Source organism: Paracoccus mangrovi, assembly GCF_042648425.1.
Taxonomy (GTDB): Bacteria; Pseudomonadota; Alphaproteobacteria; order Rhodobacterales; family Rhodobacteraceae; genus Paracoccus; species Paracoccus mangrovi.
In genome coordinates this window covers 325,580-350,663 of sequence record NZ_JBHRXJ010000002.1, presented here as the reverse complement: position 1 = coordinate 350,663, position 25,084 = coordinate 325,580, and the positions used below count along the sequence as shown (strand labels likewise).

The following is a 25,084-nucleotide window of genomic DNA, read 5'->3' as shown; positions in this document are numbered from 1 at the left end:
CCAAAACAGCACGGACGGGCTTGCAGCCGCCCGCCGCCTTTGCGACCATCCCCGGGAATGCGGATGCATCAAGGGGGCGCCATGACCACGATTGCCACTGCCGATCAGGTGCTGCAGTTCTGGCTCGTCGATGTCGGCGAAAAGGGTTGGTATGACGGGAACGCAACGCTCGACGCCACCATCCGCGAACGTTTCCGCCCGACCTGGGACCGCGCCGCCGAACTGGCGCCCGCCTGGGCCGCGACGCCCCGGGGGGCCTTGGCGGCGCTGATCCTGACGGATCAGTTTCCGCGCAATATGTTCCGAAACGACCCGCGCGCCTTTGCCACCGATCCCCTCGCGCGCCAGATCGCCAATGCCGCCATCGCGGCGGGGTTCGACCAAGAGATCGCGCCCCCCGCGCGCCAGTTCTTCTATATGCCCTTCGAGCATTCCGAACATCTGGCCGATCAGAAACGCTGCATCGACCTGTTTCGCGAAAATATGCCCGGCGAAAGCCTGCAACATGCCGAAATGCACCACGACACGATCGCGAAATTCGGCCGCTTTCCCTGGCGCAACGACGCGCTGGGCCGCCCGGCCTCGGCGGCGGAAAACCGCGTGATGCAGGCCGGCGGCTACGGCGCGCTGATCTCGGGAAAGCTGTCGCTTGATGACCTCGCGTAAATGATTTAACGCTGAACTATCTTTGTGAAGAGGGGGAATTCCATGGCGCAATCCTTCGACATGGTGGTGATCGGTTCCGGCCCGGGCGGCTATGTTTGCGCTATCCGCGGCGCCCAGCTCGGCCTCAAGGTCGCCTGTATCGAACGTGAGCATCTGGGCGGCATCTGCCTGAACTGGGGCTGTATCCCGACCAAGGCGCTCTTGCGCTCGGCCGAGGTGTTCCACCTCATGCACCGCGCCAAGGAATTCGGGCTTTCGGTCGAAAAGGCCGGCTATGACCTCGATGCCGTGGTCCAGCGCTCGCGTGGCGTGGCCAAGCAACTGGCGGGCGGCGTCGGCCACCTGCTCAAGAAAAACAAGGTCACCGTCATCATGGGCGAGGCCACCCTGACCGCGCCCGGCAAGATCAGCGTCAAGACCGACAAGGGCACCGAGGAAGTCACCGCCAAGAACATCGTGCTGGCCACCGGCGCCCGCGCCCGCAACCTGCCGGGGCTGGAAGCCGATGGCGAACTGGTTTGGAATTACAAGCACGCGCTGGTCCCCTCGCGCATGCCGAAAAAACTGCTGGTCATCGGCTCGGGCGCCATCGGCATCGAATTCGCCAGCTTCTTCAACACGCTGGGCGCAGACACCACCGTGGTCGAGGTGATGGACCGGGTGCTGCCGGTCGAGGATGCCGAAATCTCGGCGCTCGCGAAAAAGCAATTCCTCAAGCAAGGCATGAAGATCATCGAAAAAGCGACGGTCAAACAGCTGGACCGCGCCCCCGATGGCAAGGGCGGCGGCAAGGTGACCGCCCATATCGAAAAAGACGGCAAGACCGAAACCCAGGAATTCGACACCGTGATCTCGGCCGTGGGCATTGTCGGCAATGTCGAAAACCTCGGCCTTGAAAAGCTGGGCGTGAAAATCGACCGCACCCATGTCGTGACCGACGAATATTGCCGCACGGGCGTCCCCGGTCTTTTCGCCATCGGCGATGTCGCGGGCGCGCCTTGGCTCGCCCACAAGGCCAGCCATGAGGGCGTGATGGTCGCCGAACTGATCGCCGGCCAGCACCCGCACCCGATCAAACCGAACTCGATCCCCGGCTGCACCTATTGCAACCCGCAGGTAGCCTCCGTCGGCCTGACCGAGGAAAAGGCCAAGGCCGCAGGCTACGAGGTCAAGGTCGGCCGCTTCCCCTTCATCGGCAATGGCAAGGCGATCGCGCTCGGCGAACCCGAGGGGCTGGTGAAAACCGTCTTCGACGCCAAGACCGGCGAACTTCTGGGCGCCCATATGGTCGGCGCCGAGGTGACCGAACTGATCCAGGGCTATGTCGTCGGCCGCACGCTGGAAACCACCGAGGCCGAGCTGATGGAAACGGTCTTCCCCCACCCCACGCTCAGCGAGATGATGCACGAGGCGACGCTCTCCGCCTACGGCCGCGCCATCCACTTCTAGCATCCGGACGACCGGCAATGAACAAAGGGGGGTCCAAAGCCCCCCTTCTTTCATGCCCAAATATCCCGCGGGGGTCCGGGGGCGCGAAGCCCCCGGCGGCGCTCAGGCCGAAACCGGCATCCGCGCCTCGATCATGCCGGCATACCAGCTGGCCCCGGCCGGAATCGCGTTGTCGTCAAAATCATAGGCGGGATGATGCAGCATGGCGGTGTCGCCATTGCCGACAAAGATATAGGCGCCGGGCCGCGTGTTCAGCATATAGCTGAAATCCTCGCCCGCCATCAGCGGCGCCATATCCAAGGCCACATCGCCGGCAACCTGGCGCGCGACATCCGCCGCAAAGCCGGTTTCCTGCGGGTGGTTCATGGTCACCGGATAGCCACGCTCATACTGCACCTCGGCCACGGCGCCAAAGGCTGCGGCGACATTCGTCGCAACCCGGGCGATCCCGGCCTCAAGCTGATCGCGCACCCCGGGGTCCAGACTGCGGGCGGTCCCCTTCAGCTTCACCACCTGCGGGATCACATTATGCGCCGTCGAATCGGTCTCGATCACACAGACCGACACCACCCCGCTTTGCAGCGGATCGACATTGCGCGACACGATGGATTGCAGGGCGACGATGATCTGCGCCGAAACAAGCACCGTATCCACGGCCTCATGCGGCTTGGCGGCATGACCGCCCTTGCCGGTGACCACGATGTCGAACTGGTCGGCCGCGGCCATCATCGCGCCTTCGCGAATGGCGAAACTGCCCGTCGGATAGCCGGGCATATTGTGCATGCCATAGAATTCCTGAATGCCCCAACGCTCGGCCAGCCCGTCCTCGATCATCGCCAGACCGCCGCCACCCCCCTCTTCCGCAGGCTGAAAGATGACCACGGCGGTGCCGTCGAAATTCCGCGTCTCGGCCAGGTATTTCGCCGCCCCCAACAGCATCGCGGTATGGCCGTCGTGACCACAGGCATGCATGGCCCCCGGCACCGTCGAGGCATATTCCGCCCCCGTCAGCTCGCGGATCGGCAGGGCGTCCATATCGGCGCGCAGCCCGATCACCCGGCCCCGGCTGTCCGCGCGGCCCTTGATGACACCGACAACCCCGGTGCGCCCGATGCCTTCGGTGACCTCATCCACGCCAAAGGCGCGCAAAAGCTCTGCGACCTTTCCGGCGGTGCGATGCACCTCATATTGCAATTCGGGATGCTGGTGGAAATCCCGTCGCCAGGCGGTGATTTCCGGCAGCAATTCGGCAAAGCGGTTCTTGACGGGCATGTGTTTCTCCTTCGCGGGCAGGTTACGCCTTTCAGCCCGCGTCGCAAGGGTGGGCGGTTGCCGCATCCCCGCGCCTCTGACCCGATGGGCGCGGCGCGGGGCTCAGCCCTCGGGCGGATAGAAACGCAACAGCCGGTCCACGGCCCGCGCAGAGCGCAGCGCGATCTGCGCCGGGTCCGGGGGCGTGATCTGCCCGGTCACGCAACGGATCTGAAGATCGCCGATCAACAGGGCCAGCCAAAGCTCGGTCAGTTCGGTGGCAATCGCATCATCGCCAGCCGGGCCACCAGCTTCGTCACCGGCCAGATCACCGGCCGCATCACCCGGATCGGCATCGCCAAGGGGCAATCGGCCCCGCATTCTGGGCGCAAGCCGCGTGCCCAGATGCCCGGCGGCCAAAGCTTCGGCGACGATTTCGATCAACAGCGGCAGGACCGCGCTGCGCCCCGCCTCGGCCAGCACCGGCCCAAGCTGGCCCGTCCGATCCGCCGCCGCCGCCCGGTTCAGCGCAATCGCCCGGTCACTGAGAATGGCGCCCAAAAGCACCGGCCCGGCCCGTTCCAGCGCCGCAAGGCCCCGATGCCCCTCGGCGCGGGCGCGCGCGATCTGTTCGACGATCAGTCTGGCATTACGGGTGATCAGCGCGCGGTAAAGCCCGGTCTTGTCTCCATACCAACGGTAAAGCGTCTCGTTCGAGGCATGCGCCGCCTGGGCGATCGCCTGCATACCCGTTCCTGCAAATCCCCGCTCTTCGAGCAGCCGATAGGCGGCGGCCTCGATCTCCTCTTCGCGGATATCACGCTTGCTGCGAGCCATCTTGTGCCTCTTGCTTGCATTTTTCCGTAACGAATGTTACGGGACGCGACGTCAGCAATCAGTTACGAGTATATTTGGTCTTAATAATTTCTTGGTTTTGTACGAGTCCCCACGGCGTTACCGACTCATTGCTTGTATTTTGTCGCATTTGCTGACCAACGCAATCTTTGGCTCATTTCCACGCCTGAGTCTGATCAACGAGATGGGGACTCGCGACCAGGAGCCAGGGTTGAACCGTCCCGCCCATGGTCGGGTCGCCGGATCACCGTCCGCAATTTCGCCCCCCGCAATCTTGTCCCCTGTCGCGCGCGGCAGGCGTGGACCCTATCCATGCGTCACCGGATCGATCAGCACCAGATGCCCCGGCGCCACCTCGCGATAGACCGAGGGCGGCGCGACATGATCCGAGGGATGGATCGGTGAGGGGATCGGCCGAAAGCGCAGGTCCTCGGTGATCTTTTTCAGGCGCGGATCGGCCACCGGCACCGCCGACATCAGCTGCCGGGTATAGCTGTGCTGCGGGGTCTCGAACACCTGCCGGCGGCTGCCGATTTCAACGATCCGGCCCAGATACATCACCGCGACCTGATGGCTGATGCGTTCGACCACGGCCATGTCATGGCTGATGAACAGGATCGAGATACCCAATTCGCGCTGCAATTCCATCAACAGGTTCAGCACCTGCGCCTGAACCGACACATCCAGCGCCGAAACCGCCTCATCGGCGACGATCAGCCGCGGGTTCAGCGCCAGCGCGCGGGCAATGGCGATGCGCTGGCGCTGGCCGCCCGACATTTCATGCGGATAGCGGCGCATGAAGCTGCGCGGCAGCTCGACCCGGTCAAAAAGCGCGGCGATGCGGTCGCGGCGTTCGTCGCGATTGCCGATGCCGTAATTCAGCATCGGCTCCTCGATCTGGTCGAAAAGCCGCATCTGCGGATCCAGACTGGCAAAGGGATCCTGAAAGATCATCTGCATGTCGCGCCGCGCCCGGCGCAATTCGCCCGGCGCCATCGCGATCACGTCCTGTCCCGCAAGCCGCACCTCGCCCGAAGTCGGCTCGACCAGCCGCAGGACCGACCGCCCCGCCGTGGTCTTGCCCGAGCCGCTTTCGCCCACCAGCGACAGGGTTTCGCCGGCATTCAGGGTGAAGGTCACATCCTCGACCGCATGGACCTGTGCCACGGTGCGGCGCAAAAGCCCGCCCTTGACCGGGAAACGGGTGCACAGATGGCGCACCTCGAGCAGGGGTTCGGGCGCGCGGGCGGGCGCGGCTTCGGGCGGGGCGGCGGCGGCGCTGCGCAACAGGCGCATGGGCTCGGGCGCGTCGCGGCCGGTCATCTCGCCCAGACGCGGCACGGCGGCCAAAAGCGCCTTGGTGTAATCCTGTTGCGGGTTTTCGAATATTTCGGTGACCGGCCCCTCTTCGACCTTGTTGCCGCGATACATGACCACGACGCGGTCGGCCATCTGGGCCACCACCGCCATGTCATGGGTGATGAACAGCACCGCCATGCCGGTTTCGCGCTTGAGCCGGTTGATCAGGGCCAGGATCTCGGCCTGGATGGTCACATCTAACGCGGTCGTGGGTTCGTCACAGATCAGCAGACGCGGCTGACAGGCCATGGCCATGGCGATGACCACGCGCTGACGCATGCCCCCCGACAGCTCATGCGGATATTGTTTCAGCCGCCGCTCGGGCTCGGGGATGCGCACCTCGCGCAAAAGCTCAAGCGCGCGGGCCCGGGCCTCGGCGCGGGTCATGTCGCGATGGGTGATCAGCCCCTCGGCCAGCTGATCGCCGATGGTAAAGACCGGGTTCAGCGCGGTCATCGGTTCCTGAAAGATCATCGCGATCTCATTGCCGCGAATGTCGCGCATGCTGCGGCCATCCTGCGTGACGATGTCGATGCGGTCGCCATCCTCGCGCTGAAACAGCAGTTTCCCCTGCGCGATTTCGCCGCCGCCGAATTCGACCAGCCGCATCAGCGACAGCGAACTGACCGATTTGCCCGAACCGGATTCCCCCACCACGCAGACGCATTCGCCCGGCGCGATGTCGAATGTCAGATCGTTCACCCCGGTCACCCGGCCTTCGCGGGTCTGAAACTCGACCCGCAGATTTTGGATCGAAACCAGTGGCTTGGTATCCAGCATGCCCATTCCCCGATGCGACGCCCCGCCCGTCAGGCTAATCCCGCGCCGCCAGATTGCAACCGCTAAGCGTTGTGAAGTTGTTTCTTGCAATTCAGCCGCAAACCGTCTGAAACTCACGCCCATCACCAAGGCGTGAACGCCCAAAGGCAAACGAAAGAGAGGGCCTGGGCCAGGTGGCGCATGCGGCCCGCCAACAGCAACGATCACGAAACCGGTTCAACAGGAGATAGCGATGAAACTGAAAACGCTGATGATGGGTGCGGCCGCGACGGCGGTCATGGCGCCCGCGGCTTTCGCCGAACGCGGCGCGGACGGACAGGTCAATATCATCATGTGGCAGGCGCCCTCGACGATGAACATGTATCTGTCGGGCGGCACCAAGGACATCATCGCCGCCAGCATGACGCTTGAGCCGCTGGCCCGTTTCACCCCCGAGGGCAAGGTCGTGCCGTGGCTCGCGGCCGAGGTGCCCACGGCCGAGAATGGCGGCATTTCCGAGGATCTGCGTTCCGTCACCTGGAAGCTGAAGCCCGGCGTGAAATGGTCCGATGGCACGCCGCTGACCTCGGCCGATGTGGTCTTCACCGCCAATTACTGCATGGACCCCAAGGGCGGCTGCGCGCAGCTGGCCAAGTTCGAGGGCGTCGAAAGCGTCGAGGCGGTGGACGATCTGACCGTCAAGGTGAACTTCACCACCCCGCGCCCGGATCCGTTTTCGGCCTTTGTCGGCGGCCAGTCGCCGATCATCCAGAAAGCCCAGTTCGAGAAATGCATCGGCGAGGCCGCGCCGACCTGTACCGAACAGAATTTCAACCCGATCGGCACCGGCCCCTTCCGGGTGGTCGAATTCCGCACCAATGACGTCATCCGCTTCGAGGCCAATCCCGAATATCGCGACCCGGCCAAGCCCGCCTTCGCCACATTGGTGATGAAGGGCGGCGGCGATCCGGCGGCGGCGGCGCGTTCGGTGCTTGAGACTGGCGAATACGACTACGCCTGGAACACGCAGCTGGCCCCCGACGTGCTGGCGGGCATGGAGGCCGCCGGCAAGGGCAAGGTGTCGGCCGCCTTTGGCAGTCTGGTCGAGCGGCTGCATGTCAACATGACCGATCCGTCCTCGAGCCTGCCCGAGGGGGAACGTTCGACACTGAAGCACCCGCATCCGATCCTGTCGGACGTGAATGTGCGCAAGGCGCTTTCCATGGCCATCGACCGTCAGCTGCTGACCGAGGTCGGCTATGGCATCGCCGGCAAGCCCACCTGCAATATCGTGCCCGCGCCCGAGGCCTGGGCCTCGGACAATACCGAATGCCTGACCCAGGACATCGAGGGCGCCAAAAAGCTTTTGGACGAGGCCGGTTGGGTGCCGGGCGGCGACGGCATCCGCGAAAAGGACGGCAAGCGGCTGAAGCTGGTGTTCCAGACCTCGGTCAACGCGGTGCGGCAGGACTTTCAGGCGCTGATCAAGCAGTGGTGGCAGGAAATCGGCGTCGAGACCGAGCTGAAGGTGATCGACGCCTCGGTCTATTTCGGCGGGGATGCCGGCTCGCCGGACACGTTCCAGAAATTCTATGCCGATATCGAAATGTACGCGAACTTCTTTGAAGGCGCGAACCCCGAACCCTCGCTGGCCAAGAACATCTGTTCGCAATCGCCCGGCCCCGACAACCAGTGGCAGGGCGAAAACACCAGCCGCTATTGCGACCCGGCCTTTGACGCCCATGTCAAGGAACTCAGCGGCATCATCGACCCGGCCAAGCGCGCCGAGCTGGGCCGGACCATGAACGACATGCTCACCAAGGACAGCAATGCGATCATCCCGCTGGTCTATCGCGGGACGGCCTCGGCCCATGCCAATACGCTGGGCGGTGTCGCGCTGAACGCATGGGACACCGAAATCTGGAACGTCGCCGACTGGTTCCGGGTCAAGCAATAACCACGATTCCGCGGCCGGCCCGGCATGGGCCGGCCCCAGCATCATAGGACAGACATGAAATTCGGACATATCGCGCCGGCATTGGCGCTTGCTGTCGCAACCTCGCCCGCCCTTGCCGAACGTGGCGGGGACGGCGATCTGCGTGTGCTTTACTGGCAGGCGCCGACCGTCCTGAACCCCTATATCTCGACCGGGGCCAAGGATGTGGACCCGGCCTCGATGGTGATCGAGCCGCTTGCGCTGGTGGCCGATGACGGCAGCCTGATCCCGGTCCTGGCCGCCGAGATCCCCAGCCTGGAAAATGGCGGCATCGCCCAGGATTACATGTCCGTCACCTGGAAGCTGAAGCCGGGGCTGGTCTGGTCGGACGGCACACCGGTCACCGCCGAGGATGTGAAATTCACCGCCGCATATTGCATGCACCCGGAATTCGGCTGTTCGGTCCTGTCGGAATTCGCCGGCATTGCCTCGGTCGAGGCGCTGGACGCCCAGACGGTGCGGCTGAATTTCGACGCGCCGCGCTATGCGCCACTGCAAGCCTTTGTCGGCGGGCGCACGCCCATCCTGCAACAGGCGCAATTCTCCGCCTGTCTGGGTCCGGCCGGCGTCAGCTGCACAGCACAGAATTTCGGCCCCATCGGCACCGGCCCCTATCGCGTCACCGATTTCAAATCCGGCGATGTCGCCCAGTTCGAAATCAATCCGAACTATCGCGACCCGGCCAAGCCGGCCTTTGACCGCGTCATCGTCAAGGGTGGCGGCGACGCCATGGCCGCCGCGCGCGCGGTGCTGGAAAGCGCGGAATACGATTTCGCCTGGAACCTGCAATTGCCCCCCGAATCCGTCGCGGCGATGGAGGCCAAGGGCAAGGGCCGCGTCGTCGCCAGTTTCGGCAGCATGGTCGAACGGATCGACCTGAACCAAAGCGACGCCTCGCCCAACCTGCCCGAGGGCCTGCGTTCGACGCTGGCCAATCCGCATCCGTTTCTGACCGATCCGGCGGTGCGGCGGGCGCTTTCCATGGCCATCGACCGCCAGATCATCGCCGAACTGGCCTATGGCCCCGCCGGGCGGGCGACCTGCACCATTCTGCCGGTGCCGGCGGCCGTCGCTCCGACCGGGCCCTGTGCCGCACAGGATATTGCCGGCGCGCGCGCCCTTCTGGATCAGGCCGGGTGGGTGCCCGGGGCCGATGGCATCCGGCAAAAGAACGGTGTCCGGCTTTCGATGCTGTTTCAGACCTCGGTCAACGCCGTCAGGCAGGACGAACAGGCGCTGGTCAAGCAATGGTGGCAGGAAATCGGCGTCGAGACCGAGTTGAAGGCGGTCGAGCCGTCATCCTTTTTCGGCTCGGATCCCGGCAACCCGGACACGCGACAGAAATTCTATGCCGATGCCGAAATGTATACCGATGCCTATTATTTGCCCGATCCGGCATCCTTTCTGAACGAATTCACCTGCGCACGCATCCCCTCGCCCGATACGCAATGGCAGGGCAAGAACACGCCGCGTTTTTGCGACGCAGCCTATGACGAAACCATCCGCCAACTGCATCAAAGCATCACGCCCGCCGTGCGCCAGCAATTGTCGCGAGAACTGGACGCCCGCCTCACCGCCGATGGCAACTATACCCTGCCACTGATCCATCGCGGCATGGTGTCGGCGCATGTGAACACGCTGAACGGCGTCCTTCCAAATGGCTGGGAGGGGCAGTTGTGGAACGTCGCCGACTGGAGCCGCGCAAAATGATCCCGACGGAGGAGCCATGCTGACCTTCGCGCTGCGCCGGCTGCTGCTGGCGATCCCGACGCTGCTGTTCATCTCGCTGGTGATCTTTTTGCTGCTTGAGGCATCGCCGGGCGATCCCTTGGGCGAGGTGCCGCTGACCGTGCCGCCCGAGGTCAAGGAACGCATGCGCGAGGCCCTTGGCCTGGGCCAGGCCTGGTACATCCGCTATGTTCTTTGGCTAAAACAGTTTTTCTGGGTCGAGCCGCTTTACTGGTTCGACCAGATCTTTGGCACCTCGTTCAGCGAGGGGATGCAGCGCATAATCAGCTATCAGTCGCGTCAGCCGGTATTCGACGTCATCGCCGAACGCCTGCCGCAGACCCTGACCGTGGTCGGCATGTCCTATCTTTTGGGGGTGCTGATCGCGATCCCGATCGGCATCGTCTCGGCCTATCGGCAATACAGCTGGTTCGACCAGCTGGGGACATTCGTGTCGATGGTGGGGTTTTCGCTGCCGACATTCTTTACCGGGGTCGTGTTCATCATCATCTTCGGGATCAAGCTGCAATGGTTCCCGTCCATCTATGACACCACGCATCGGGTCACGGATTGGGACAGCTTTGTCGTGCAGGTGCGACAGATGGCGATGCCGGTGACCGTGCTCGCGCTCTATAACGCCGCGCAGATCAGCCGCTTCATGCGGGCCTCGATGCTGGACAACCTGCGTCAGGATTACGTCCGCACCGCCCGCGCCAAGGGCCTGTCGGAACGGGTGGTGGTGCTGAAACATGTGCTGCGCAATTCGCTGATCCCGGTGGTGACGGTGATCGCGCTCGGGCTTCCTGTGGTGTTTGGCGGCGCGCTGATCACCGAACAGGTCTTTAAGGTGAACGGGATCGGCCAGCTGCTGATCCTCGCCATTCATGCCAATGACATTCCCATGGTGATGACGCTGACCTTCATCTTTGCCATTCTGATCGTAAGTTTCACCCTGATCGCCGATCTGCTTTACGGCGTGCTGGATCCGAGGATCCGCTATGACTGATCCGCGCGAGAGTGAAATCACGGCGGCGGACTTGCAGATCGCCGAAACCGCCGTCAACGCCGCCCTGCCCGGCGCCGAGGCCCTGCCCCCCGATCAGCCGGTCGAGCCGGGCGCGCCCGCGCGCAGCCAGTGGCGCGATGTCTGGCATCAGTTCCGCAGCCATCGCGGCGCCATGGTGGCGCTGGTGGTGTTTGTGGGCATCATCCTGTTTGTCAGCGTCGGGCCGTGGCTGTGGACCATCGACCCGACCTATGTCGATTACCGCGCCCGCAATCAGGGCTTTACCGCCGCCCATCCGCTGGGCACCGACCAGCTGGGCCGCGATATTCTGGCGCGGATGATGACCGGGGGGCGGGTCTCGATCGCGGTCGGGCTGGTCGCGATGTCGATCGCGTTGACGCTGGGCAGCCTGATCGGGGTTCTGTCGGGTTATTTCCGGCGGTTGGACGCGCCGCTGATGCGGTTGACCGAGCTGTTTCTGGCGCTGCCGCTGCTGCCCTTGCTGTTGCTGATGGTGACGCTGTTTCGCGAGCCGCTCAGTCAATCGCTGGGCCCGGCGGGGGGGATATTCCTGTTGATCGTCGGGGCCATCGGGGTGACCTCGTGGATGCAGACGGCGCGGATCGTGCGAGGCGATGTGCTGGGCCTGAAAGAGCGCGAATTCATTCTGGCCGCGAAATCCATCGGCACGCCGGCGCCGCGGATGATCCTGCGCCATGTGCTGCCCAATGTGATCTCGCCGATCATGGTGGCGGCGACGCTGGGGATCGCGACCGCGATCATCACCGAAAGCGCGCTGTCATTCCTGGGTCTGGGGTTCCCGCCGGATTTCCCGACCTGGGGGCGGCTGCTTTACGATGCGGTCGATCAGATGCAGATGTATCCGTGGCGGGTCATCCTTCCCGGGGCGTTCATTTCGCTTACCGTGTTGTCGGTGAATTATATCGGCGACGGGCTGCGGGACGCGATGGATCCCCGCATTCGCGGGCGGTGATTGCGGCGCCGCCGCATGGATATTTGAGTGAAGAAGAAATCAGGCGCCTTGCCCAAGGCTTCGGGCAAGAAGCCCCAGCTGCGCGCGCGGCAGGATCAGCAGCATCGGCCCCCGCATCTCGATGCTGACCGGGCCGGTGGCGGCGTTTGAGGTGCCGACGCGGCCCGCGGGGGCGAAATCCAGCCCCTCGATCGGCCAGCGCAGGCCCGTTGCCCGACCCGAGGCCAGGCCCATCGGAAACAGCGAGAGCCGCGTGCCCGGCGCCAGATCCAGCGCGATCCGGGGCGGGCAAAGCGTGACGATATCCTGATCGGCGATCAGGATGCAGGGCGGGCCGATCCCCCGCGCCAGCGTATTCAGCGCCGCGAGGAAATGGTCCTGGCGCGCGCCGCAAAAGCCGATGGCCAGAACCAGCGGCGCGTCGATGCGCGACAGGCATTTTTCGAAATCGGTGCTGTCCTGTTCGGCGATGCGATGCAGGTTTTCGGGCGGGATCGCGGCGCGGGCTTGTGGTGAAATACTGTCGAAATCGCCCCAGACCGCTTGCGGCACCAAACCGTTCGCCAGCGCCGCATCGGCGCCTCCATCCGCCGCCGCCAGCACCGGCGCCAGCGCCAGCGCCGCGTCAAGATCGGCGCGCGGCACCGGCGCGCCGCCGATCAGGGTGACCGGCTGGCGACTTGCCAGCCGCGTCATTCGGCCTTGCCGATGCCGGAGAACACCTTGCGGAAAGGCAGGATCCAGATGATCCCAAGCCCGACATAGACCACGAATTCAAGGATCAGCGGCATCCGCCCCCAGAGATCGTAGATCAGGTTGGTCACGAACCATGCCGCGATCAGGTAGAGCGGCAGGCCCAGCAAAAGGATCACCAAGGCCCAGCGCTTGCGGGTTTTCAGATCCATGGTCAATCCGCGAAGGGGTCGGTGACCAGAATCGTGTCGTCGCGTTCGGGCGAGGTCGACAGCAGCGCGACGGGGCACTGGATCAACTCCTCGATGCGGCGGACATATTTGATCGCCTCGGCCGGAAGGTCGGCCCAGCTGCGCGCGCCGGCGGTCGATTCCTGCCAGCCCGGCATTTCCTCATAGATCGGGGTCACCTTGGCCTGAAGGGCGGCGGCGGTGGGCAGGTGATCGTATTGCACGCCGTCGATTTCATAGCCGACGCAGATTTTCAGCGTCTTGAACCCGTCCAACACGTCCAGCTTGGTCAGCGCGATGCCGTTCACGCCGGAAATCGCGCAGGTCTGGCGCACCAGCACCGCGTCGAACCAGCCGCAGCGGCGCTTGCGGCCGGTGACGGTGCCGAATTCGTGGCCGCGTTCGCCCAGGCGCTGGCCGTCCTCGTCAAAGAGCTCGCTGGGGAACGGGCCTTCGCCGACACGGGTCGTATAGGCCTTGACGATGCCAAGGACGAAGCCGATCGCGGACGGGCCCATGCCGGTCCCGGTCGCGGCCATGCCCGACATGGTGGTCGAGCTGGTGACATAGGGATAGGTGCCGAAGTCGATATCGAGCAGGCTGCCCTGTGCCCCCTCGAACAGGATGCGTTTTCCGGCCTTGCGGTAATCGTTCATCACCTTCCAGACCGGCTGGGCGTATTGCAGCAGCTTCGGCGCGATTTCCAGCAGCTTGGCGCGCAGCTCGTCGCGGTCGATGGGGGCGGCGCCCAGGCCCTGACGCAGGGCGTCGTGATGCGCAAGCAGGCGGTCAAGGCGCGAATCCAGCGTCTCGGCATCGCCCAGATCGGCGACGCGGATGCTGCGGCGGCCGACCTTATCCTCGTAAGCGGGGCCGATGCCGCGCCCGGTCGTGCCGATTTTCGAGGCACCGGCCGCCTCTTCGCGCAGCTTGTCCAGATCCTGATGCAGCGGCAGGATCAGCGGCGTGTTTTCCGCGATCATCAGGTTTTCGGGCGAAATGGCGACGCCCTGCCCGGCCAGCTTGTCGATTTCGGAAAACAGCGCCCAGGGGTCCAGCACGACACCATTGCCGATGACCGCCATCTTGCCCTTGCGCACGATCCCCGAGGGCAAAAGCGACAGCTTATAAACCTGATTGCCGATGACCAGCGTATGGCCGGCGTTATGGCCGCCCTGAAAGCGCGCGATCACATCGGCGCGTTCGCTGAGCCAGTCAACGATCTTGCCCTTGCCTTCGTCGCCCCATTGCGCGCCGACGACCACCACATTGGCCATGTTGGTTTCCCTTCTGCGGTCATGAATGCCGGGATCGGGTATAATCACCAACGCCGTCAGGGAAAAGCGCAATCCTGTCCGCGCGATTTTCGGGCAACCGCCCAAAATCGAGGCAGATCGACAAGCCCGCCCGCAAAACCGCCGCCTTTGCTTGCAGCCGGTCGCCGGCTTTGCCGATGCTTCGGGCAAAGAGGCCATTCATGTTCGATCAGCCCGATCAAAGCCATCACGCCATTTTGCCCCGCGCCCGGGGTCAGATCCGCGCGGGATTCGCATGGCGGGACGGCGCGACGCGGCTGGAGCGGCTTTATCAGGCGGGCAGCGCCAAGGCGATGCTGCCGCCCGCGCCGGGATGCGAGATGGTGCTTCTGAACACCTCGGGCGGGTTGACCGGCGGCGACCGGATGCAGATCGCGGTCGCGCAGGATCCGGGCACGCGGCTGACCGTGACCACCCAGACGGCCGAGCGCGCCTATCGCTCGACCGGCGGGCAGGCACAGGTTTCGGCGCGGTTTTCGGTCGCGACGGGGGCGCATCTGGACCTTTTGCCGCAGGAAACGATCCTTTTCGACCGCGCCGCGCTTTGGCGCGACCAAGAGGTGGCGCTGATCGGGGATGCGACCTGTCTTTGGGTCGAAACGCTTGTGCTGGGCCGCGCCGCGATGGGCGAGGTGCTGACCCGGCTGGAACTGCGCGACCGCCGCCGGATCACCCGCGACGGGCGGCCGGTCTTTGTCGAGAACCTCTATCTGGACGATGGCGCATTGGCGGGTCGCGACAGCCCGGCCACCCTGGCCGGCGCAAGGGCGCTGGCCACGCTGGTCATGGTCGCGCCCGACGCCGCCGACCGGCTGGACTGCGCGCGCGCCGCGCTTGGGTGCGACGGCGCGGCCAGCGCCTTTGACGGCAAGCTGGTGGCGCGGCTGATGGCGGGTGATGGCTGGCCGCTGCGGCAGGCGCTGATGCGGCTGATCGGGGCCATCCGCCCCGGCCCCCTGCCCCGGGTCTGGCAAATCTGAAATCATGAGGATGCGATGAACCTGACCCCCCGCGAAAAGGACAAGCTTCTGGTCAGCCTTGCCGCCATGGTGGCGCGCGGGCGGCTGGCGCGCGGCACGCCCCTGAACCACCCCGAGGCCATCGCACTGATTTCCGATTTCGTCGTCGAGGGCGCCCGCGACGGCCACAGCGTCGCCGAGCTGATGGAGGCCGGCGCCCATGTCATCACCCGCGAGCAATGCATGCCCGGCATCCCCGAAATGATCCATTCCGTGCAGGTCGAGGCCACATTCCCGGACGGCACCAAGCTGGTCACCGTCCATAACCCCATCCGCTGAAAGGTCGCCATGAAACGTCTGATCCCGCTTTTCCTGATCCCCAACGCCGCCCTTGCCCATCCCGGCCATGACATTGCGCCCACGCCCGAGGGGCTGCATCACGCCGCCAGCCATGCCGACCATCTTGGCGTCATTCTGGGCGCGGCGGCGGGGGCGCTGGTGCTGCTGACGCTGGTCATCGCGATCCGTCATCGCCGCAGGGGTCGGGCATGATCCCGGGCGAGGTCTTTCCGGCGGCGGGCGACATCACGCTGAACGCCGATTGCCCGGCGATCACGCTGATGGTGGCCAATACCGGCGACCGCCCGGTTCAGGTGGGCAGCCATTATCATTTCGCCGAGACCAATCCCGGGCTGGAATTCGACCGCGCCGCCGCGCGCGGCATGCGTCTGGACATCGCCGCCGGCACCGCGATCCGGTTCGAACCCGGCCAGATGCGCGAAGTGCGCCTGATCCCCTATCGCGGGGCGCGAAAAGTCTTTGGCTTCAACAGCCACGTCATGGGAGCATTGGACTGACCGGGACGGTCCCGGTCCGTCAAGAGAGACCTGAACATGTGCAATGCCTGCCTGATCGAAAGCGTCAAATCCTCAATGCTGAGCCGCCGCCAGATATTCGCCGGGGCCGCGGCCTCGGGCGCCGCCGCCGTCGCCATGGCTGCGATGGGCGCGCAGCCCGCCCTGGCGCAGGCGCGGGGCAAGGTTCTGGACCTGACTCATGTGCTGGACGAAAAATTTCCCACCTTCGACGGCGCCCCCGGCATCGCCTATGAAGAGGCGGTGAATTTCGACAAGAACGGTTATCAGCTGTGGAAGCTGACGATATTCGAACATTCCGGCACCCATATCGACGCACCGCTGCATTTCTCGCGCGATGGCGCCTCGGTCGCGGAACTGAAACCCGAATCGCTGATCTGTCCGCTTTGCGTCATCGACATCACCGCCAAGGCACGCGACGACGCCAATGCCACGCTTGACGCCGCCGATATCGAGGCCTGGATCCGCGCCAATGGCGACATACCCGCAGGCGCCTGTGTCGCGATGAATTCGGGCTGGGGCGCCAAGGTCGGAACGCCCGAATTCCGCAACACGCCCGACGGCAATTTCGCCTTTCCGGGCTTCGCCAAATCCGCGACCGACCTGTTGGCGGGGATGAATGTCGCGGCCATCGCCAGCGATACCTTGTCGCTGGACCCCGGCAATTCGGCCGATTTCGCGGTGCATCATTCCTGGCTGCCCGGCGGGCGATACGGCATCGAAAATCTGGCCAATATCGAGCAGCTGCCGGCCACGGGGGCCACGATCTTTGTCGGCGCGCCCAAGCATGCGCGCGGCACCGGCGGCCCGGCTCGCGTCATGGCGGTGATCTGATGGCCACCGTTTCCCTGTTGTCGGATCAGGACGCGCCCGCCGAATCCCGGGCGGTGTTCGACGCGATCCGCGCCGCCCGAGGCACCGATTATGTCAACAATTTCTGGCGCGCGCTGGCCCATGATCCGGCGCTTTTGCGGGCGACCTGGGACCGGCTTTCGACGGTCATGGCGCCCGGCGCGCTGGATCCTCTGGTCAAGGAACTGATCTATCTGGCGGTCTCGACCGCGAATGGATGCAGCTATTGCATCCATTCGCATACGGCGGCGGCGCGGGCCAAGGGCATGACCCCCGACCAGCATGCCGAGCTTCTGGCCGTGATCGCCATGGCCAGCCAGACCAATGCGCTTGCCACCGCCCTGCAAGTCCCGACCGATCCCCGCTTTCTGGAGGACTGACCGAATGCCCCTGACCCTGCCGCGCGCCGAATATGCCCAGATGTACGGTCCCACCACCGGCGACCGTGTCCGGCTGGGCGATACCGAGATCATCATCGAGGTGGAACGCGACCTGACCACCTATGGCGAAGAGGTGAAATTCGGCGGCGGCAAGGTCATCCGCGACGGCATGGGGCAAAGCCAGATCAGCCGCGCGGGCGGCGCCATGGACACGGTGATCACCAACGCCCTGATCCTTGACCATACCGGCATCTACAAGGCCGATATCGGGCTGCGGGATGGCCGCATCCATGGCATCGGCAAGGCCGGCAACCCGGATACCCAGCCCGGTGTCACCCTGATCATCGGGCCGGGCACCGAAATCATCGCCAGCGAAGGTCGCATCGTCACCGCAGGCGGCATGGATGCGCATATCCATTTCATCTGTCCCCAACAGGTCGAACACGCCATCGCCTCGGGCATCACCACCATGCTGGGCGGCGGCACTGGGCCCGCGCATGGCACATTGGCCACCACCTGCACGCCGGGGCCGTGGCATATCGGGCGCATGCTGATGGCCATGGATGCGATGCCGGTCAACATGCTGATCTCGGCCAAGGGGAACGCCTCGCGTCCCGAGGCGCTGGAGGAACAGGTCCGCGCCGGAGCCGCCACCCTGAAACTGCATGAGGATTGGGGCACGACACCGGCCGCCATCGATTGCTGCCTGTCGGTCGCCGACGCCATGGATGTGCAGGTGACGATCCATACCGACACGCTGAACGAATCCGGCTTCGTCGAGAATACGCTAGCCGCGATCAAGGGCCGCACCATCCACGCCTTTCACACCGAAGGCGCGGGCGGCGGCCATGCCCCCGATATCATCAAGCTGGTCGGCGCGGGGTATGTCATCCCCAGCTCGACGAACCCCACCCGCCCCTTTACCGTCAACACGGTCGAGGAACATCTGGACATGCTGATGGTGTGCCATCACCTCGACAACCGCGTCCCCGAAGATGTGGCCTTTGCCGAAAGCCGCATCCGCCGCGAAACCATCGCCGCCGAGGATATCCTGCATGACATGGGCGCGTTTTCGGTGATTTCCTCGGACAGTCAGGCCATGGGCCGGGTCGGCGAGGTCATCACCCGCACCTGGCAGACCGCCCACAAGATGAAGGTCCAGCGCGGCCGGCTGGCGGATGAAAGCGGCGCCAACGACAATCTGCGCGCCCGGCGCTATGTCGCGAAATACACTATCAACCCCGCCATCGCCCATGGCATCGGCCATGAAATCGGCAGCATCGAGCCGGGCAAGCGCGCCGATCTGGTGATCTGGGATCCCGCCATGTTCGGCGCCAAGCCCGAAATGGTGCTGGTGGGCGGCATGATTTCCTGGGCGCAGATGGGCGATCCCAACGGCTCGATCCCCGTTCAGCCCGCGCATATGCAGGCGATGTGGGGGGCGATCGGGCGGGCACGCCATGCCTCGGGGGTGACGTTCCTGTCGCAGGCGGGGCTGGATGCCGGGGCGGGCGCGGGTCTGTTGAAATCGGCGGTCGCGGTGCGCGGCACGCGCGGCATCGGCAAGGCCGACATGCGGCTCAACGATGCCACCCCCCTGATCGAGGTCGATCCCGAAACCTATGAGGTGCGCGCGAATGGTGAATTGCTGGCCTGTGAACCGGCCGGCGAACTGCCCTTGGCGCAACGATATTTTCTTTACTGACCCGGCGCGACGCCGCCCTTGCAATGCTGCATTGCAGAAAGATCTATGGAAATGACAGCCCGAGTGACCTATTTCATCGCCTATGGGAGGAAACCGTTCGCCAAAACCGAAAGGGTTTCCAATGGCAATCCACAGCACCGACCTCTCGCCGACGCTGCGCGACCGTCTCGATCTTTTCTTCGCGCGGATCGGCCAGGGCATGAACGCCTATCTGGAATCGCGCACGCGCAGCCAACAGATCGCCGCGCTCGAGGCCAAGTCCGACGCCGAACTGGCGCAACTGGGCATCACGCGCGACCGCATCGTGCATTACGTCTTTCGCGATCTGATCTGGGCCTGATCGCCCGGCAGGCGGGGGCGCGGCCATGATGTCTGCGCCCCCGAACGCCGCCGAAGCCCTGCCGCGCGCGACCCGCGTGCTGCGCGCCACCCCCGCCGCCGATCACGTCACCCTGGATTACGAAGGCCGCTTTCTACGCCGCAAGCGGCTGGTCACGCGCGCCGGTCTGGCCTTTCTGGCCGATCTGGCCGAAACCGTCAGTCTGGATCCCGGCGATGCGCTGGGGCTGACGGATGGACGGGTGATCGGCATCGCCGCAGCACTTGAACCCTGTCTGCGCGTCACCGGGGCATTGCCGCGTCTGGCATGGCATATCGGCAACCGCCACACCCCCTGCCAGATCGCCGCCGACCACCTGCTGATCCGCGCCGATCATGTGCTGGAGGGGATGCTGCGCGGTCTTGGCGCGGGCGTCACGCCCACCATGGCCGCCTTTGCCCCCGAGGGAGGCGCCTATGGTCACGGCCGGACCATGGGCCACGATCACGGTCATTTCGACGGATGAGCGCGACGGACCGCCTGTCGCTGATCCAATGGCTGTCGCCGGGCTTTCCGACCGGCGGCTTTGCCTATTCACATGGTTTGGAACAGGCGATGGCGGACGGTCTGCGCGACCCCGAGGCGGTGGCCGATTGGGTGTCGCATGTGCTTGCCCGGGGCGGTGGCTGGACGGATGCGGTGATCCTGTCGCTGGTTCTGCGGGGCGAGGATGCGGATGAGCTGGCCGATCTGGCCCGTGCCATGGCGGGTTCGGCCGAAAGGCTGATCGAAACCATGGATCAGGGACGCGCCTTCGCGGCCACCGTCGCGGCGCTGACGGGGCGGGACATGCCGCCCCGGCCGCTGCCGGTCGCGGTCGGCGTGGCGGCGCACGGCCTTGCGCTTTCGCCGGATGAGGTCATCGCCCATTACCTGCATGCCTTTGCCGCCAATCTGGTATCGGCCGCGATGCGTTTTCTGCCGCTGGGACAGGTGCGGGGGCAGACGCTTCTGGCCGGGTTGCATGGCGCGATTGCGCAAAGCGCGGCCCGGGCCGCCGAGGCGGATCGCGCGGCGCTTGGGACCGGTTGCGCCGGCGCCGATCTGGCGGCGATGCGGCATGAAACGCTTGAGACAAGGATTTTTCGGACATGAAACATAACGGCCCCCTGCGCGTCGGCATCGGCGGTCCCGTCGGCGCCGGCAAGACCACCCTGACCGAACAGCTGGCCCGGGCGCTGGCCCCGCGCCTGTCCATGGCGGTGATCACCAATGACATCTATACCCGCGAGGATGCCGAGGCGTTGATGCGCGCGCAGGTCCTGCCCAGCGACCGGATCCGTGGCGTCGAAACCGGCGGTTGCCCCCATACCGCCATCCGCGAGGATGCCAGCATCAATCTGGCCGCCGTGGCCGATCTGCGTGCGGCCCACCCGGATCTGGACCTGATCCTGATCGAATCCGGGGGCGACAATCTGGCCGCGACCTTCAGCCCCGAGCTGGCGGATCTGAGCATCTATGTCATCGACACCGCCGCCGGGCAGGACATTCCGCGCAAGCGCGGGCCGGGCTTGACCCGTTCCGACCTGCTGGTGGTGAACAAGACCGATCTTGCCCCCCATGTCGGCGTCGATGCCGCGCTTCTGGAACGGGATGCCCGCGCGGCGCGCGGAACCCGGCCCTTGGTCATGGCGCAGTTGCGGCACGGGACGGGGGTGGCCGAGATTGTCGATTTCCTGATCCGCGAAGGTGGGTTGGTCTTATCCGAGCCGGCCTGAACTGGCCGCGACCGCGACCGCGCGCCGCGTTTCGACATTGGATATTTGAGTGAAGAAGAAAGAGGGGGCGTCTTGTCCGTGGGCGATCGGGCGGGCGTTCTGGTCAGGCGGCCGCGCGGGCCGCATCGGGCAGAAAGGGCTGCTGGCTGACCCTGTCCCCTTCGAAGATGCAGAAACTTTGTGGCGGCACCTCGAGCCAGTCGGTTTCATCCTGTTCAAGGGGCTCTGAGACCACGGCGCGACCGCCGCGCCGATCCGACCAGCGATGATAGAGCGTCGGCGCCTGTTCGTCGCTGGCATAGCGCAGCGCATAAAGCCTGTGCCCGTCCGAAAAAGCCGCCGTCAGCCGCACATAGGGGGCGATGCCGCGTTGCCGGGCGAGGATTTCGAATTTCGCGGTGGCCCGCGCCATGGCCCCGGCGGGATCCTGATCCAGACCCTCGGCCAAAGCCATCAGGAACAGCACCTCGCTATCGGTCGCGCCCCTGCGATGGGGATAGTATTCGTCGGCGATCAGCGCCTCGGCATGGCGGCGATAGCCGTCATAACCGCCGAACTGGCCGTTATGCATAAAGCTCCATTTGCCGACGGCGAAGGGATGGCAATTGTTACGGCTGGTCGCGGTGCCGGTCGAAGCCCGCACATGGGCCAGAAAAAGATGCGATTTCAGTGTCGCGGTCAGGCTTTTGAGATTGCAGTCCGACCATGCTGGCATGATGTCGCGGTAAAGTCCCGGCTCGGCCCGTTCACCATACCAGGCCATACCGAAACCATCGGCATTGACCGGCGTGTGGCAGCGCGTCGCGCCATGGCTTTGACGCACCAGCGAATGGCCCGGAAGGCTTATCACATCCTCAAGAAAGATCGGACTGCCGATATAGGCTGCCCAGCGACACATGCCTGCCCCCGTTTGGTGCGTTTTCCATGACTTAACACGGAAAGCTTAACAATTCATCCCCTGCTTTCAGACAGGGTTTTCCTCGACGATCACAAGATCGCGCTCGGCCGCACCTTTGGCATGTTCAAGCGCCGCCTGATACCCGGCCGAGTTGTAACAGGCGACCGCATCCTCGACGCTGGGAAAGCGCGCCACCACGTTACGGGCGCGCGCGTTGCCCTCGAGTTGCACATAGCGCGTGGCGCGGGCCAGAAAGACCCCGCCATGCGCGGCGATGACCGGGCCGGCCAGCGCCGCATAGCGGCCATAGGCATCGGCATCGGTGACGGTCACATGGGCGATCCAAAGCGCGCTCATCACTTGGCCCCGATCAGGGTTTCGATGGCGGTGATGGCGGCATCGGCCGCAGCCAGGCTGGGCGCGCCGCCCTGTGCGCGGTCGGGCCGGCCGCCGCCGCCCTTGCCGCCCAGCGCCGCGGTCGCGGCCTGGACCAGTTCGACGGCGGTGACGCGACCGGTCAGATCGGGCGTGACGCCGGCCGCCACCGTGGCCTTGCCATCCGCCTCGGCCAGGACAACCACGGCCCCCGAGCCAAGGCGCTGTTTCATTTCCTCGACCAGCGGGGCCAGATCCTTGCCCGAAACGCCGTCGACCCGGCGCGCGATCAGCTTGATGCCGTTGATTTCCTTGGGCGCGTCATCGCTGCCGCCCGCACCCATGGCGATTTGGCGTTTCAGGACCGCGACCTCGGCGGCAAGGGCCTTGCGCTCATCGGCCAGCGCGCGGACCTTGTTGACCACATCGCCCGACTGCGCCTTGAGGATGCCGGCGATTTCGCCCAGCTCGCCGTCGACGCGGCGCAGCTCAGCCATCGCCGCCTGTCCGGTCAGCGCCTCGATCCGCCGGATGCCGGCGGCCGAGGCGGTTTCGGTGGTCAGCGCGAACATGCCGATATCGCCGGTGCGGCCGACATGGGTGCCCCCGCACAGTTCCAGCGAATAGGTCTGTCCATTCGTGCCCTTGCCCGAACCGTCCAGCGTACCCATCGAGACCACGCGCACCTCGTCGCCGTATTTTTCGCCAAACAGCGCCTGCGCGCCAAGGGCGCGGGCGTCGTCGGGGGTCATGATCCGGGTTTCGACCGGGGTGTTCTGGCGGATGAACTCGTTCACCTCGGCCTCGACCCGGGCCAGTTCCTCGGGCGACATCGCCTTGGAATGGCTGAAATCGAAACGCAGCCGGTCATGCGCGTTCAACGAGCCGCGCTGCGCGACATGTTCGCCCAGCGTGCGGCGCAGCGCCTCGTGCAAGAGATGGGTGGCCGAGTGGTTGGCACGGATCGCGGTGCGGCGGTCGTGCTCGACAGACAGCTGCGCGCCCTGTCCCCGGGCAATGGTGCCCAGCGTGACCTCGGCCACATGGATGAACAGGCCACCCGACTTGCGGGTGTCGGTCACGCGCGCGGCGCCGGTTTCGGTCTTGATCAGACCGGTATCGCCGACCTGACCGCCGGATTCGGCGTAAAACGGGGTCTGGTTGACGATGATCTGAACCTGCTGGCCCTCGCCGGCCTGTTCGACGGCGGCGCCGTCCTGGACCAGCGCCAGGATCGCGCCCTCGCTTTCCTCGGTGTCGTAACCCAGGAATTCGGTTGCGCCATGCTGTTCGGCCAGATCGAACCAGATCGCCGCATCCTTGGTTTCGCCCGAACCCGACCACGCCGCGCGCGCCTTGGCCTTTTGTTCGGCCATGGCGGCGTCGAAACCGGCGGTATCGACCGCGCGGCCCTGTTCGCGCAGCGCATCCTGCGTCAGGTCAAGCGGGAAGCCATAGGTGTCATAAAGCTTGAACGCCGCCTCACCAGGAAGGTTCGCGCCTTCGGGCAGGCGGGAAAGCTCGTCGTCCAGCAGCCGCAGACCGCGGTCCAGCGTCTGCTTGAAGCGGGTTTCCTCAAGTTTCAGGGTTTCCTCGATCAGCGGCTGGGCGCGGCCCAGTTCGGGATAGGCCTCGCCCATCTGGCGCACCAGCGCCGGGACAAGCCGGAACATCACCGGATCCTTGGCGCCCAGCATATGCGCGTGGCGCATGGCGCGGCGCATGATGCGGCGCAGGACGTAACCGCGCCCCTCGTTCGAGGGCATGACCCCGTCCGCGATCAGGAAGCTGGTGGATCGCAGGTGGTCGGCGATGACGCGGTGATGGACCTTGCCCGGGCCGTCCGGGTCGCTCGAGGTCGCATGGGCCGAGGCCTCGATCAGCGCGCGCATCAGATCGGTGTCGTAATTGTCGTGCTTGCCCTGCAAGAGCGCGCCGATCCGTTCCAGCCCCATGCCGGTGTCGATGGATTGCGCGGCCAGATCGCGCATGCTGCCATCCTCGAACTGCTCGAATTGCATGAAAACGAGGTTCCAGATCTCGATGAAGCGGTCGCCATCCTCATCGGCGCTGCCGGGCGGGCCGCCCCAGATCTTGTCGCCGTGATCGTAAAAGATCTCAGTGCAGGGGCCACAGGGGCCGGTCGGACCCATGCGCCAGAAATTGTCATCCGTCGGAATGCGGATGATGCGGTCGTCCGAAAAGCCTGCGACCTTTTTCCAAAGCTCGGCCGCCTCGTCATCGGTGTGATAGACGGTGACCAGGAGCTTGTCCTTGGGGATGCCGAAATCCTTGGTCAGAAGTTCCCAGGCAAAGGGGATGGCGTTCGATTTGAAGTAATCGCCAAAGCTGAAATTCCCCAGCATTTCAAAGAAAGTGTGGTGGCGCGCGGTATAGCCGACATTGTCTAGATCGTTGTGCTTGCCGCCCGCGCGCACGCATTTCTGCGCGGTGGTCGCACGCTTGTAGTCGCGCGTCTCAAGCCCGGTGAACAGGTTCTTGAACTGCACCATGCCGGAATTGGCGAACATCAGCGTGGGATCGTTGCGCGGCACCAGCGGGCTGGAGGCGACCTTGCGGTGACCGTTCCGTTCAAAGAAATCAAGGAAGGTCGAGCGGATTTCGTTCAGACTGGGCATGA

Annotated in this window: 26 protein-coding genes; 17 read left to right on the top strand and 9 right to left on the bottom strand. The window is 65.0% G+C overall.

Going from position 1 to position 25,084, the window contains the following annotated elements; genetic code table 11:
* Positions 1 to 81 precede the first annotated feature (81 nt).
* Together ACFOMH_RS04065 and lpdA are read left to right on the top strand one after the other, a co-directional pair.
* Entirely contained in the window at positions 82 to 666 is a 585-nt protein-coding gene (locus ACFOMH_RS04065; protein WP_377742779.1) for a DUF924 family protein, read from the top strand.
* A 42-nt stretch (positions 667 to 708) separates the two neighbouring features.
* Complete coding sequence (lpdA, locus tag ACFOMH_RS04060; RefSeq protein WP_377742777.1) at positions 709 to 2,115, top strand: dihydrolipoyl dehydrogenase; 1,407 nt, start codon at positions 709 to 711, stop codon at positions 2,113 to 2,115.
* A 102-nt stretch (positions 2,116 to 2,217) separates the two neighbouring features.
* Here lpdA and ACFOMH_RS04055 read toward each other — a convergent pair whose 3' ends face one another.
* The 3 genes from ACFOMH_RS04055 to ACFOMH_RS04045 all read right to left on the bottom strand — a co-directional run bounded on the left by ACFOMH_RS04055 (position 2,218) and on the right by ACFOMH_RS04045 (position 6,360).
* Positions 2,218 to 3,387, bottom strand: a complete 1,170-nt coding sequence (locus ACFOMH_RS04055) for a M20 aminoacylase family protein (protein ID WP_374422665.1) — start codon at positions 3,385 to 3,387, stop codon at positions 2,218 to 2,220.
* 102 nt (positions 3,388 to 3,489) lie between these two features.
* Entirely contained in the window at positions 3,490 to 4,203 is a 714-nt protein-coding gene (locus ACFOMH_RS04050) for a TetR/AcrR family transcriptional regulator (RefSeq protein ID WP_374422664.1), read from the bottom strand.
* A 324-nt stretch (positions 4,204 to 4,527) separates the two neighbouring features.
* Positions 4,528 to 6,360 carry an ABC transporter ATP-binding protein gene (locus ACFOMH_RS04045; RefSeq protein WP_377742776.1) on the bottom strand — a complete coding sequence of 611 codons (1,833 nt, stop codon included), beginning with the start codon at positions 6,358 to 6,360 and terminating at the stop codon, positions 4,528 to 4,530.
* A gap of 232 nt (positions 6,361 to 6,592) precedes the next feature.
* On the opposite strand from ACFOMH_RS04045, the gene ACFOMH_RS04040 reads away from it, so the two are divergent.
* From ACFOMH_RS04040 to ACFOMH_RS04025, 4 genes are read left to right on the top strand one after another with little or no spacing between them, the layout of a single operon-like run.
* Positions 6,593 to 8,296 carry a peptide ABC transporter substrate-binding protein gene (locus ACFOMH_RS04040; RefSeq protein WP_377742774.1) on the top strand — a complete coding sequence of 568 codons (1,704 nt, stop codon included), beginning with the start codon at positions 6,593 to 6,595 and terminating at the stop codon, positions 8,294 to 8,296.
* Positions 8,297 to 8,350: 54 nt separating this feature from the next.
* On the top strand, positions 8,351 to 10,045 hold the full coding sequence (locus ACFOMH_RS04035) for a peptide ABC transporter substrate-binding protein (RefSeq protein ID WP_377742772.1): 1,695 nt from the start codon (positions 8,351 to 8,353) through the stop codon (positions 10,043 to 10,045).
* A gap of 16 nt (positions 10,046 to 10,061) precedes the next feature.
* On the top strand, positions 10,062 to 11,069 hold the full coding sequence (locus ACFOMH_RS04030) for an ABC transporter permease (protein WP_374422656.1): 1,008 nt from the start codon (positions 10,062 to 10,064) through the stop codon (positions 11,067 to 11,069).
* Positions 11,062 to 12,063: an ABC transporter permease gene (locus ACFOMH_RS04025; protein ID WP_377742770.1), complete on the top strand. Its 1,002-nt coding sequence runs from the start codon at positions 11,062 to 11,064 to the stop codon at positions 12,061 to 12,063. Before ACFOMH_RS04030 ends, ACFOMH_RS04025 begins: the two co-directional genes overlap by 8 nt.
* A gap of 39 nt (positions 12,064 to 12,102) precedes the next feature.
* On the opposite strand, the gene ACFOMH_RS04020 is transcribed toward ACFOMH_RS04025, so the two are convergent.
* The 3 genes from ACFOMH_RS04020 to ACFOMH_RS04010 are packed head-to-tail and all read right to left on the bottom strand — an operon-like array spanning position 12,103 to position 14,263.
* Positions 12,103 to 12,759 carry a thiamine diphosphokinase gene (locus ACFOMH_RS04020; protein WP_377742768.1) on the bottom strand — a complete coding sequence of 219 codons (657 nt, stop codon included), beginning with the start codon at positions 12,757 to 12,759 and terminating at the stop codon, positions 12,103 to 12,105.
* Entirely contained in the window at positions 12,756 to 12,968 is a 213-nt protein-coding gene (locus ACFOMH_RS04015; RefSeq protein WP_377742766.1) for a DUF2842 domain-containing protein, read from the bottom strand. The genes ACFOMH_RS04020 and ACFOMH_RS04015 overlap by 4 nt, the downstream gene beginning before the upstream one ends.
* 2 nt (positions 12,969 to 12,970) lie before the next feature.
* Positions 12,971 to 14,263, bottom strand: a complete 1,293-nt coding sequence (locus ACFOMH_RS04010) for an adenylosuccinate synthase (protein ID WP_377742764.1) — start codon at positions 14,261 to 14,263, stop codon at positions 12,971 to 12,973.
* A 200-nt stretch (positions 14,264 to 14,463) separates the two neighbouring features.
* Here ACFOMH_RS04010 and ACFOMH_RS04005 point away from each other — a divergent pair, with 200 nt between their 5' ends.
* From ACFOMH_RS04005 to ureG, 11 genes are all read left to right on the top strand, one after another.
* Positions 14,464 to 15,282 carry an urease accessory protein UreD gene (locus ACFOMH_RS04005; RefSeq protein WP_377742762.1) on the top strand — a complete coding sequence of 273 codons (819 nt, stop codon included), beginning with the start codon at positions 14,464 to 14,466 and terminating at the stop codon, positions 15,280 to 15,282.
* A gap of 15 nt (positions 15,283 to 15,297) precedes the next feature.
* Entirely contained in the window at positions 15,298 to 15,600 is a 303-nt protein-coding gene (locus tag ACFOMH_RS04000; RefSeq protein ID WP_377742760.1) for an urease subunit gamma, read from the top strand.
* 9 nt (positions 15,601 to 15,609) lie between these two features.
* Positions 15,610 to 15,813: a hypothetical protein gene (locus ACFOMH_RS03995; protein WP_374422644.1), complete on the top strand. Its 204-nt coding sequence runs from the start codon at positions 15,610 to 15,612 to the stop codon at positions 15,811 to 15,813.
* Positions 15,810 to 16,118 carry an urease subunit beta gene (locus tag ACFOMH_RS03990; protein ID WP_377742757.1) on the top strand — a complete coding sequence of 103 codons (309 nt, stop codon included), beginning with the start codon at positions 15,810 to 15,812 and terminating at the stop codon, positions 16,116 to 16,118. The genes ACFOMH_RS03995 and ACFOMH_RS03990 overlap by 4 nt, the downstream gene beginning before the upstream one ends.
* Positions 16,119 to 16,154: 36 nt before the next feature.
* On the top strand, positions 16,155 to 16,970 hold the full coding sequence (locus ACFOMH_RS03985) for a cyclase family protein (RefSeq protein ID WP_377742755.1): 816 nt from the start codon (positions 16,155 to 16,157) through the stop codon (positions 16,968 to 16,970).
* Positions 16,970 to 17,368: a carboxymuconolactone decarboxylase family protein gene (locus ACFOMH_RS03980; RefSeq protein WP_377742753.1), complete on the top strand. Its 399-nt coding sequence runs from the start codon at positions 16,970 to 16,972 to the stop codon at positions 17,366 to 17,368. Before ACFOMH_RS03985 ends, ACFOMH_RS03980 begins: the two co-directional genes overlap by 1 nt.
* Positions 17,369 to 17,372: 4 nt before the next feature.
* On the top strand, positions 17,373 to 19,073 hold the full coding sequence (ureC, locus tag ACFOMH_RS03975; protein ID WP_377742751.1) for an urease subunit alpha: 1,701 nt from the start codon (positions 17,373 to 17,375) through the stop codon (positions 19,071 to 19,073).
* 121 nt (positions 19,074 to 19,194) lie between these two features.
* Positions 19,195 to 19,413 carry a hypothetical protein gene (locus ACFOMH_RS03970; RefSeq protein ID WP_374422635.1) on the top strand — a complete coding sequence of 73 codons (219 nt, stop codon included), beginning with the start codon at positions 19,195 to 19,197 and terminating at the stop codon, positions 19,411 to 19,413.
* 28 nt (positions 19,414 to 19,441) lie between these two features.
* Positions 19,442 to 19,918, top strand: a complete 477-nt coding sequence (locus ACFOMH_RS03965; RefSeq protein ID WP_377742921.1) for an urease accessory protein UreE — start codon at positions 19,442 to 19,444, stop codon at positions 19,916 to 19,918.
* Positions 19,915 to 20,547: an urease accessory protein UreF gene (locus tag ACFOMH_RS03960; protein WP_377742749.1), complete on the top strand. Its 633-nt coding sequence runs from the start codon at positions 19,915 to 19,917 to the stop codon at positions 20,545 to 20,547. Before ACFOMH_RS03965 ends, ACFOMH_RS03960 begins: the two co-directional genes overlap by 4 nt.
* Entirely contained in the window at positions 20,544 to 21,170 is a 627-nt protein-coding gene (gene ureG / locus ACFOMH_RS03955; RefSeq protein ID WP_377742747.1) for an urease accessory protein UreG, read from the top strand. Before ACFOMH_RS03960 ends, ureG begins: the two co-directional genes overlap by 4 nt.
* Before the next feature lie 103 nt (positions 21,171 to 21,273).
* Here ureG and ACFOMH_RS03950 read toward each other — a convergent pair whose 3' ends face one another.
* The 3 genes from ACFOMH_RS03950 to alaS form a co-directional block, all read right to left on the bottom strand.
* The gene (locus tag ACFOMH_RS03950) at positions 21,274 to 22,068 is read right to left on the bottom strand and encodes a class II glutamine amidotransferase (protein WP_374422628.1); all 795 of its coding nucleotides are present in this window, start codon (positions 22,066 to 22,068) and stop codon (positions 21,274 to 21,276) included.
* Between the two features lie 66 nt (positions 22,069 to 22,134).
* The gene (locus ACFOMH_RS03945; RefSeq protein WP_374422626.1) at positions 22,135 to 22,425 is read right to left on the bottom strand and encodes a DUF1330 domain-containing protein; all 291 of its coding nucleotides are present in this window, start codon (positions 22,423 to 22,425) and stop codon (positions 22,135 to 22,137) included.
* A complete protein-coding gene (alaS, locus tag ACFOMH_RS03940; protein WP_377742745.1) occupies positions 22,425 to 25,082 on the bottom strand; it encodes an alanine--tRNA ligase in 2,658 nt (885 codons plus the stop codon). Before alaS ends, ACFOMH_RS03945 begins: the two co-directional genes overlap by 1 nt.
* Positions 25,083 to 25,084 lie beyond the last annotated feature (2 nt).

Coding starts and splice junctions, on each gene's coding strand:
- ACFOMH_RS03980 (WP_377742753.1), top strand. CDS start 16,970: ATGGCCACCGTTTCCCTGTTGTCGGATCAGGACGCGCCCGCCGAATCC.
- ureG (WP_377742747.1), top strand. CDS start 20,544: ATGAAACATAACGGCCCCCTGCGCGTCGGCATCGGCGGTCCCGTCGGC.
- ACFOMH_RS03945 (WP_374422626.1), bottom strand. CDS start 22,425: ATGAGCGCGCTTTGGATCGCCCATGTGACCGTCACCGATGCCGATGCC.
- ACFOMH_RS04030 (WP_374422656.1), top strand. CDS start 10,062: ATGCTGACCTTCGCGCTGCGCCGGCTGCTGCTGGCGATCCCGACGCTG.
- ACFOMH_RS04005 (WP_377742762.1), top strand. CDS start 14,464: ATGTTCGATCAGCCCGATCAAAGCCATCACGCCATTTTGCCCCGCGCC.
- alaS (WP_377742745.1), bottom strand. CDS start 25,082: ATGCCCAGTCTGAACGAAATCCGCTCGACCTTCCTTGATTTCTTTGAA.
- ACFOMH_RS03990 (WP_377742757.1), top strand. CDS start 15,810: ATGATCCCGGGCGAGGTCTTTCCGGCGGCGGGCGACATCACGCTGAAC.
- ureC (WP_377742751.1), top strand. CDS start 17,373: ATGCCCCTGACCCTGCCGCGCGCCGAATATGCCCAGATGTACGGTCCC.
- ACFOMH_RS03965 (WP_377742921.1), top strand. CDS start 19,442: ATGTCTGCGCCCCCGAACGCCGCCGAAGCCCTGCCGCGCGCGACCCGC.
- ACFOMH_RS04015 (WP_377742766.1), bottom strand. CDS start 12,968: ATGGATCTGAAAACCCGCAAGCGCTGGGCCTTGGTGATCCTTTTGCTG.
- ACFOMH_RS03985 (WP_377742755.1), top strand. CDS start 16,155: ATGTGCAATGCCTGCCTGATCGAAAGCGTCAAATCCTCAATGCTGAGC.
- ACFOMH_RS04040 (WP_377742774.1), top strand. CDS start 6,593: ATGAAACTGAAAACGCTGATGATGGGTGCGGCCGCGACGGCGGTCATG.
- ACFOMH_RS03960 (WP_377742749.1), top strand. CDS start 19,915: ATGAGCGCGACGGACCGCCTGTCGCTGATCCAATGGCTGTCGCCGGGC.
- ACFOMH_RS04055 (WP_374422665.1), bottom strand. CDS start 3,387: ATGCCCGTCAAGAACCGCTTTGCCGAATTGCTGCCGGAAATCACCGCC.
- ACFOMH_RS04000 (WP_377742760.1), top strand. CDS start 15,298: ATGAACCTGACCCCCCGCGAAAAGGACAAGCTTCTGGTCAGCCTTGCC.
- ACFOMH_RS04050 (WP_374422664.1), bottom strand. CDS start 4,203: ATGGCTCGCAGCAAGCGTGATATCCGCGAAGAGGAGATCGAGGCCGCC.
- lpdA (WP_377742777.1), top strand. CDS start 709: ATGGCGCAATCCTTCGACATGGTGGTGATCGGTTCCGGCCCGGGCGGC.
- ACFOMH_RS04010 (WP_377742764.1), bottom strand. CDS start 14,263: ATGGCCAATGTGGTGGTCGTCGGCGCGCAATGGGGCGACGAAGGCAAG.
- ACFOMH_RS03995 (WP_374422644.1), top strand. CDS start 15,610: ATGAAACGTCTGATCCCGCTTTTCCTGATCCCCAACGCCGCCCTTGCC.
- ACFOMH_RS04025 (WP_377742770.1), top strand. CDS start 11,062: ATGACTGATCCGCGCGAGAGTGAAATCACGGCGGCGGACTTGCAGATC.
- ACFOMH_RS03970 (WP_374422635.1), top strand. CDS start 19,195: ATGGCAATCCACAGCACCGACCTCTCGCCGACGCTGCGCGACCGTCTC.
- ACFOMH_RS04045 (WP_377742776.1), bottom strand. CDS start 6,360: ATGCTGGATACCAAGCCACTGGTTTCGATCCAAAATCTGCGGGTCGAG.
- ACFOMH_RS03950 (WP_374422628.1), bottom strand. CDS start 22,068: ATGTGTCGCTGGGCAGCCTATATCGGCAGTCCGATCTTTCTTGAGGAT.
- ACFOMH_RS04035 (WP_377742772.1), top strand. CDS start 8,351: ATGAAATTCGGACATATCGCGCCGGCATTGGCGCTTGCTGTCGCAACC.
- ACFOMH_RS04020 (WP_377742768.1), bottom strand. CDS start 12,759: ATGACGCGGCTGGCAAGTCGCCAGCCGGTCACCCTGATCGGCGGCGCG.
- ACFOMH_RS04065 (WP_377742779.1), top strand. CDS start 82: ATGACCACGATTGCCACTGCCGATCAGGTGCTGCAGTTCTGGCTCGTC.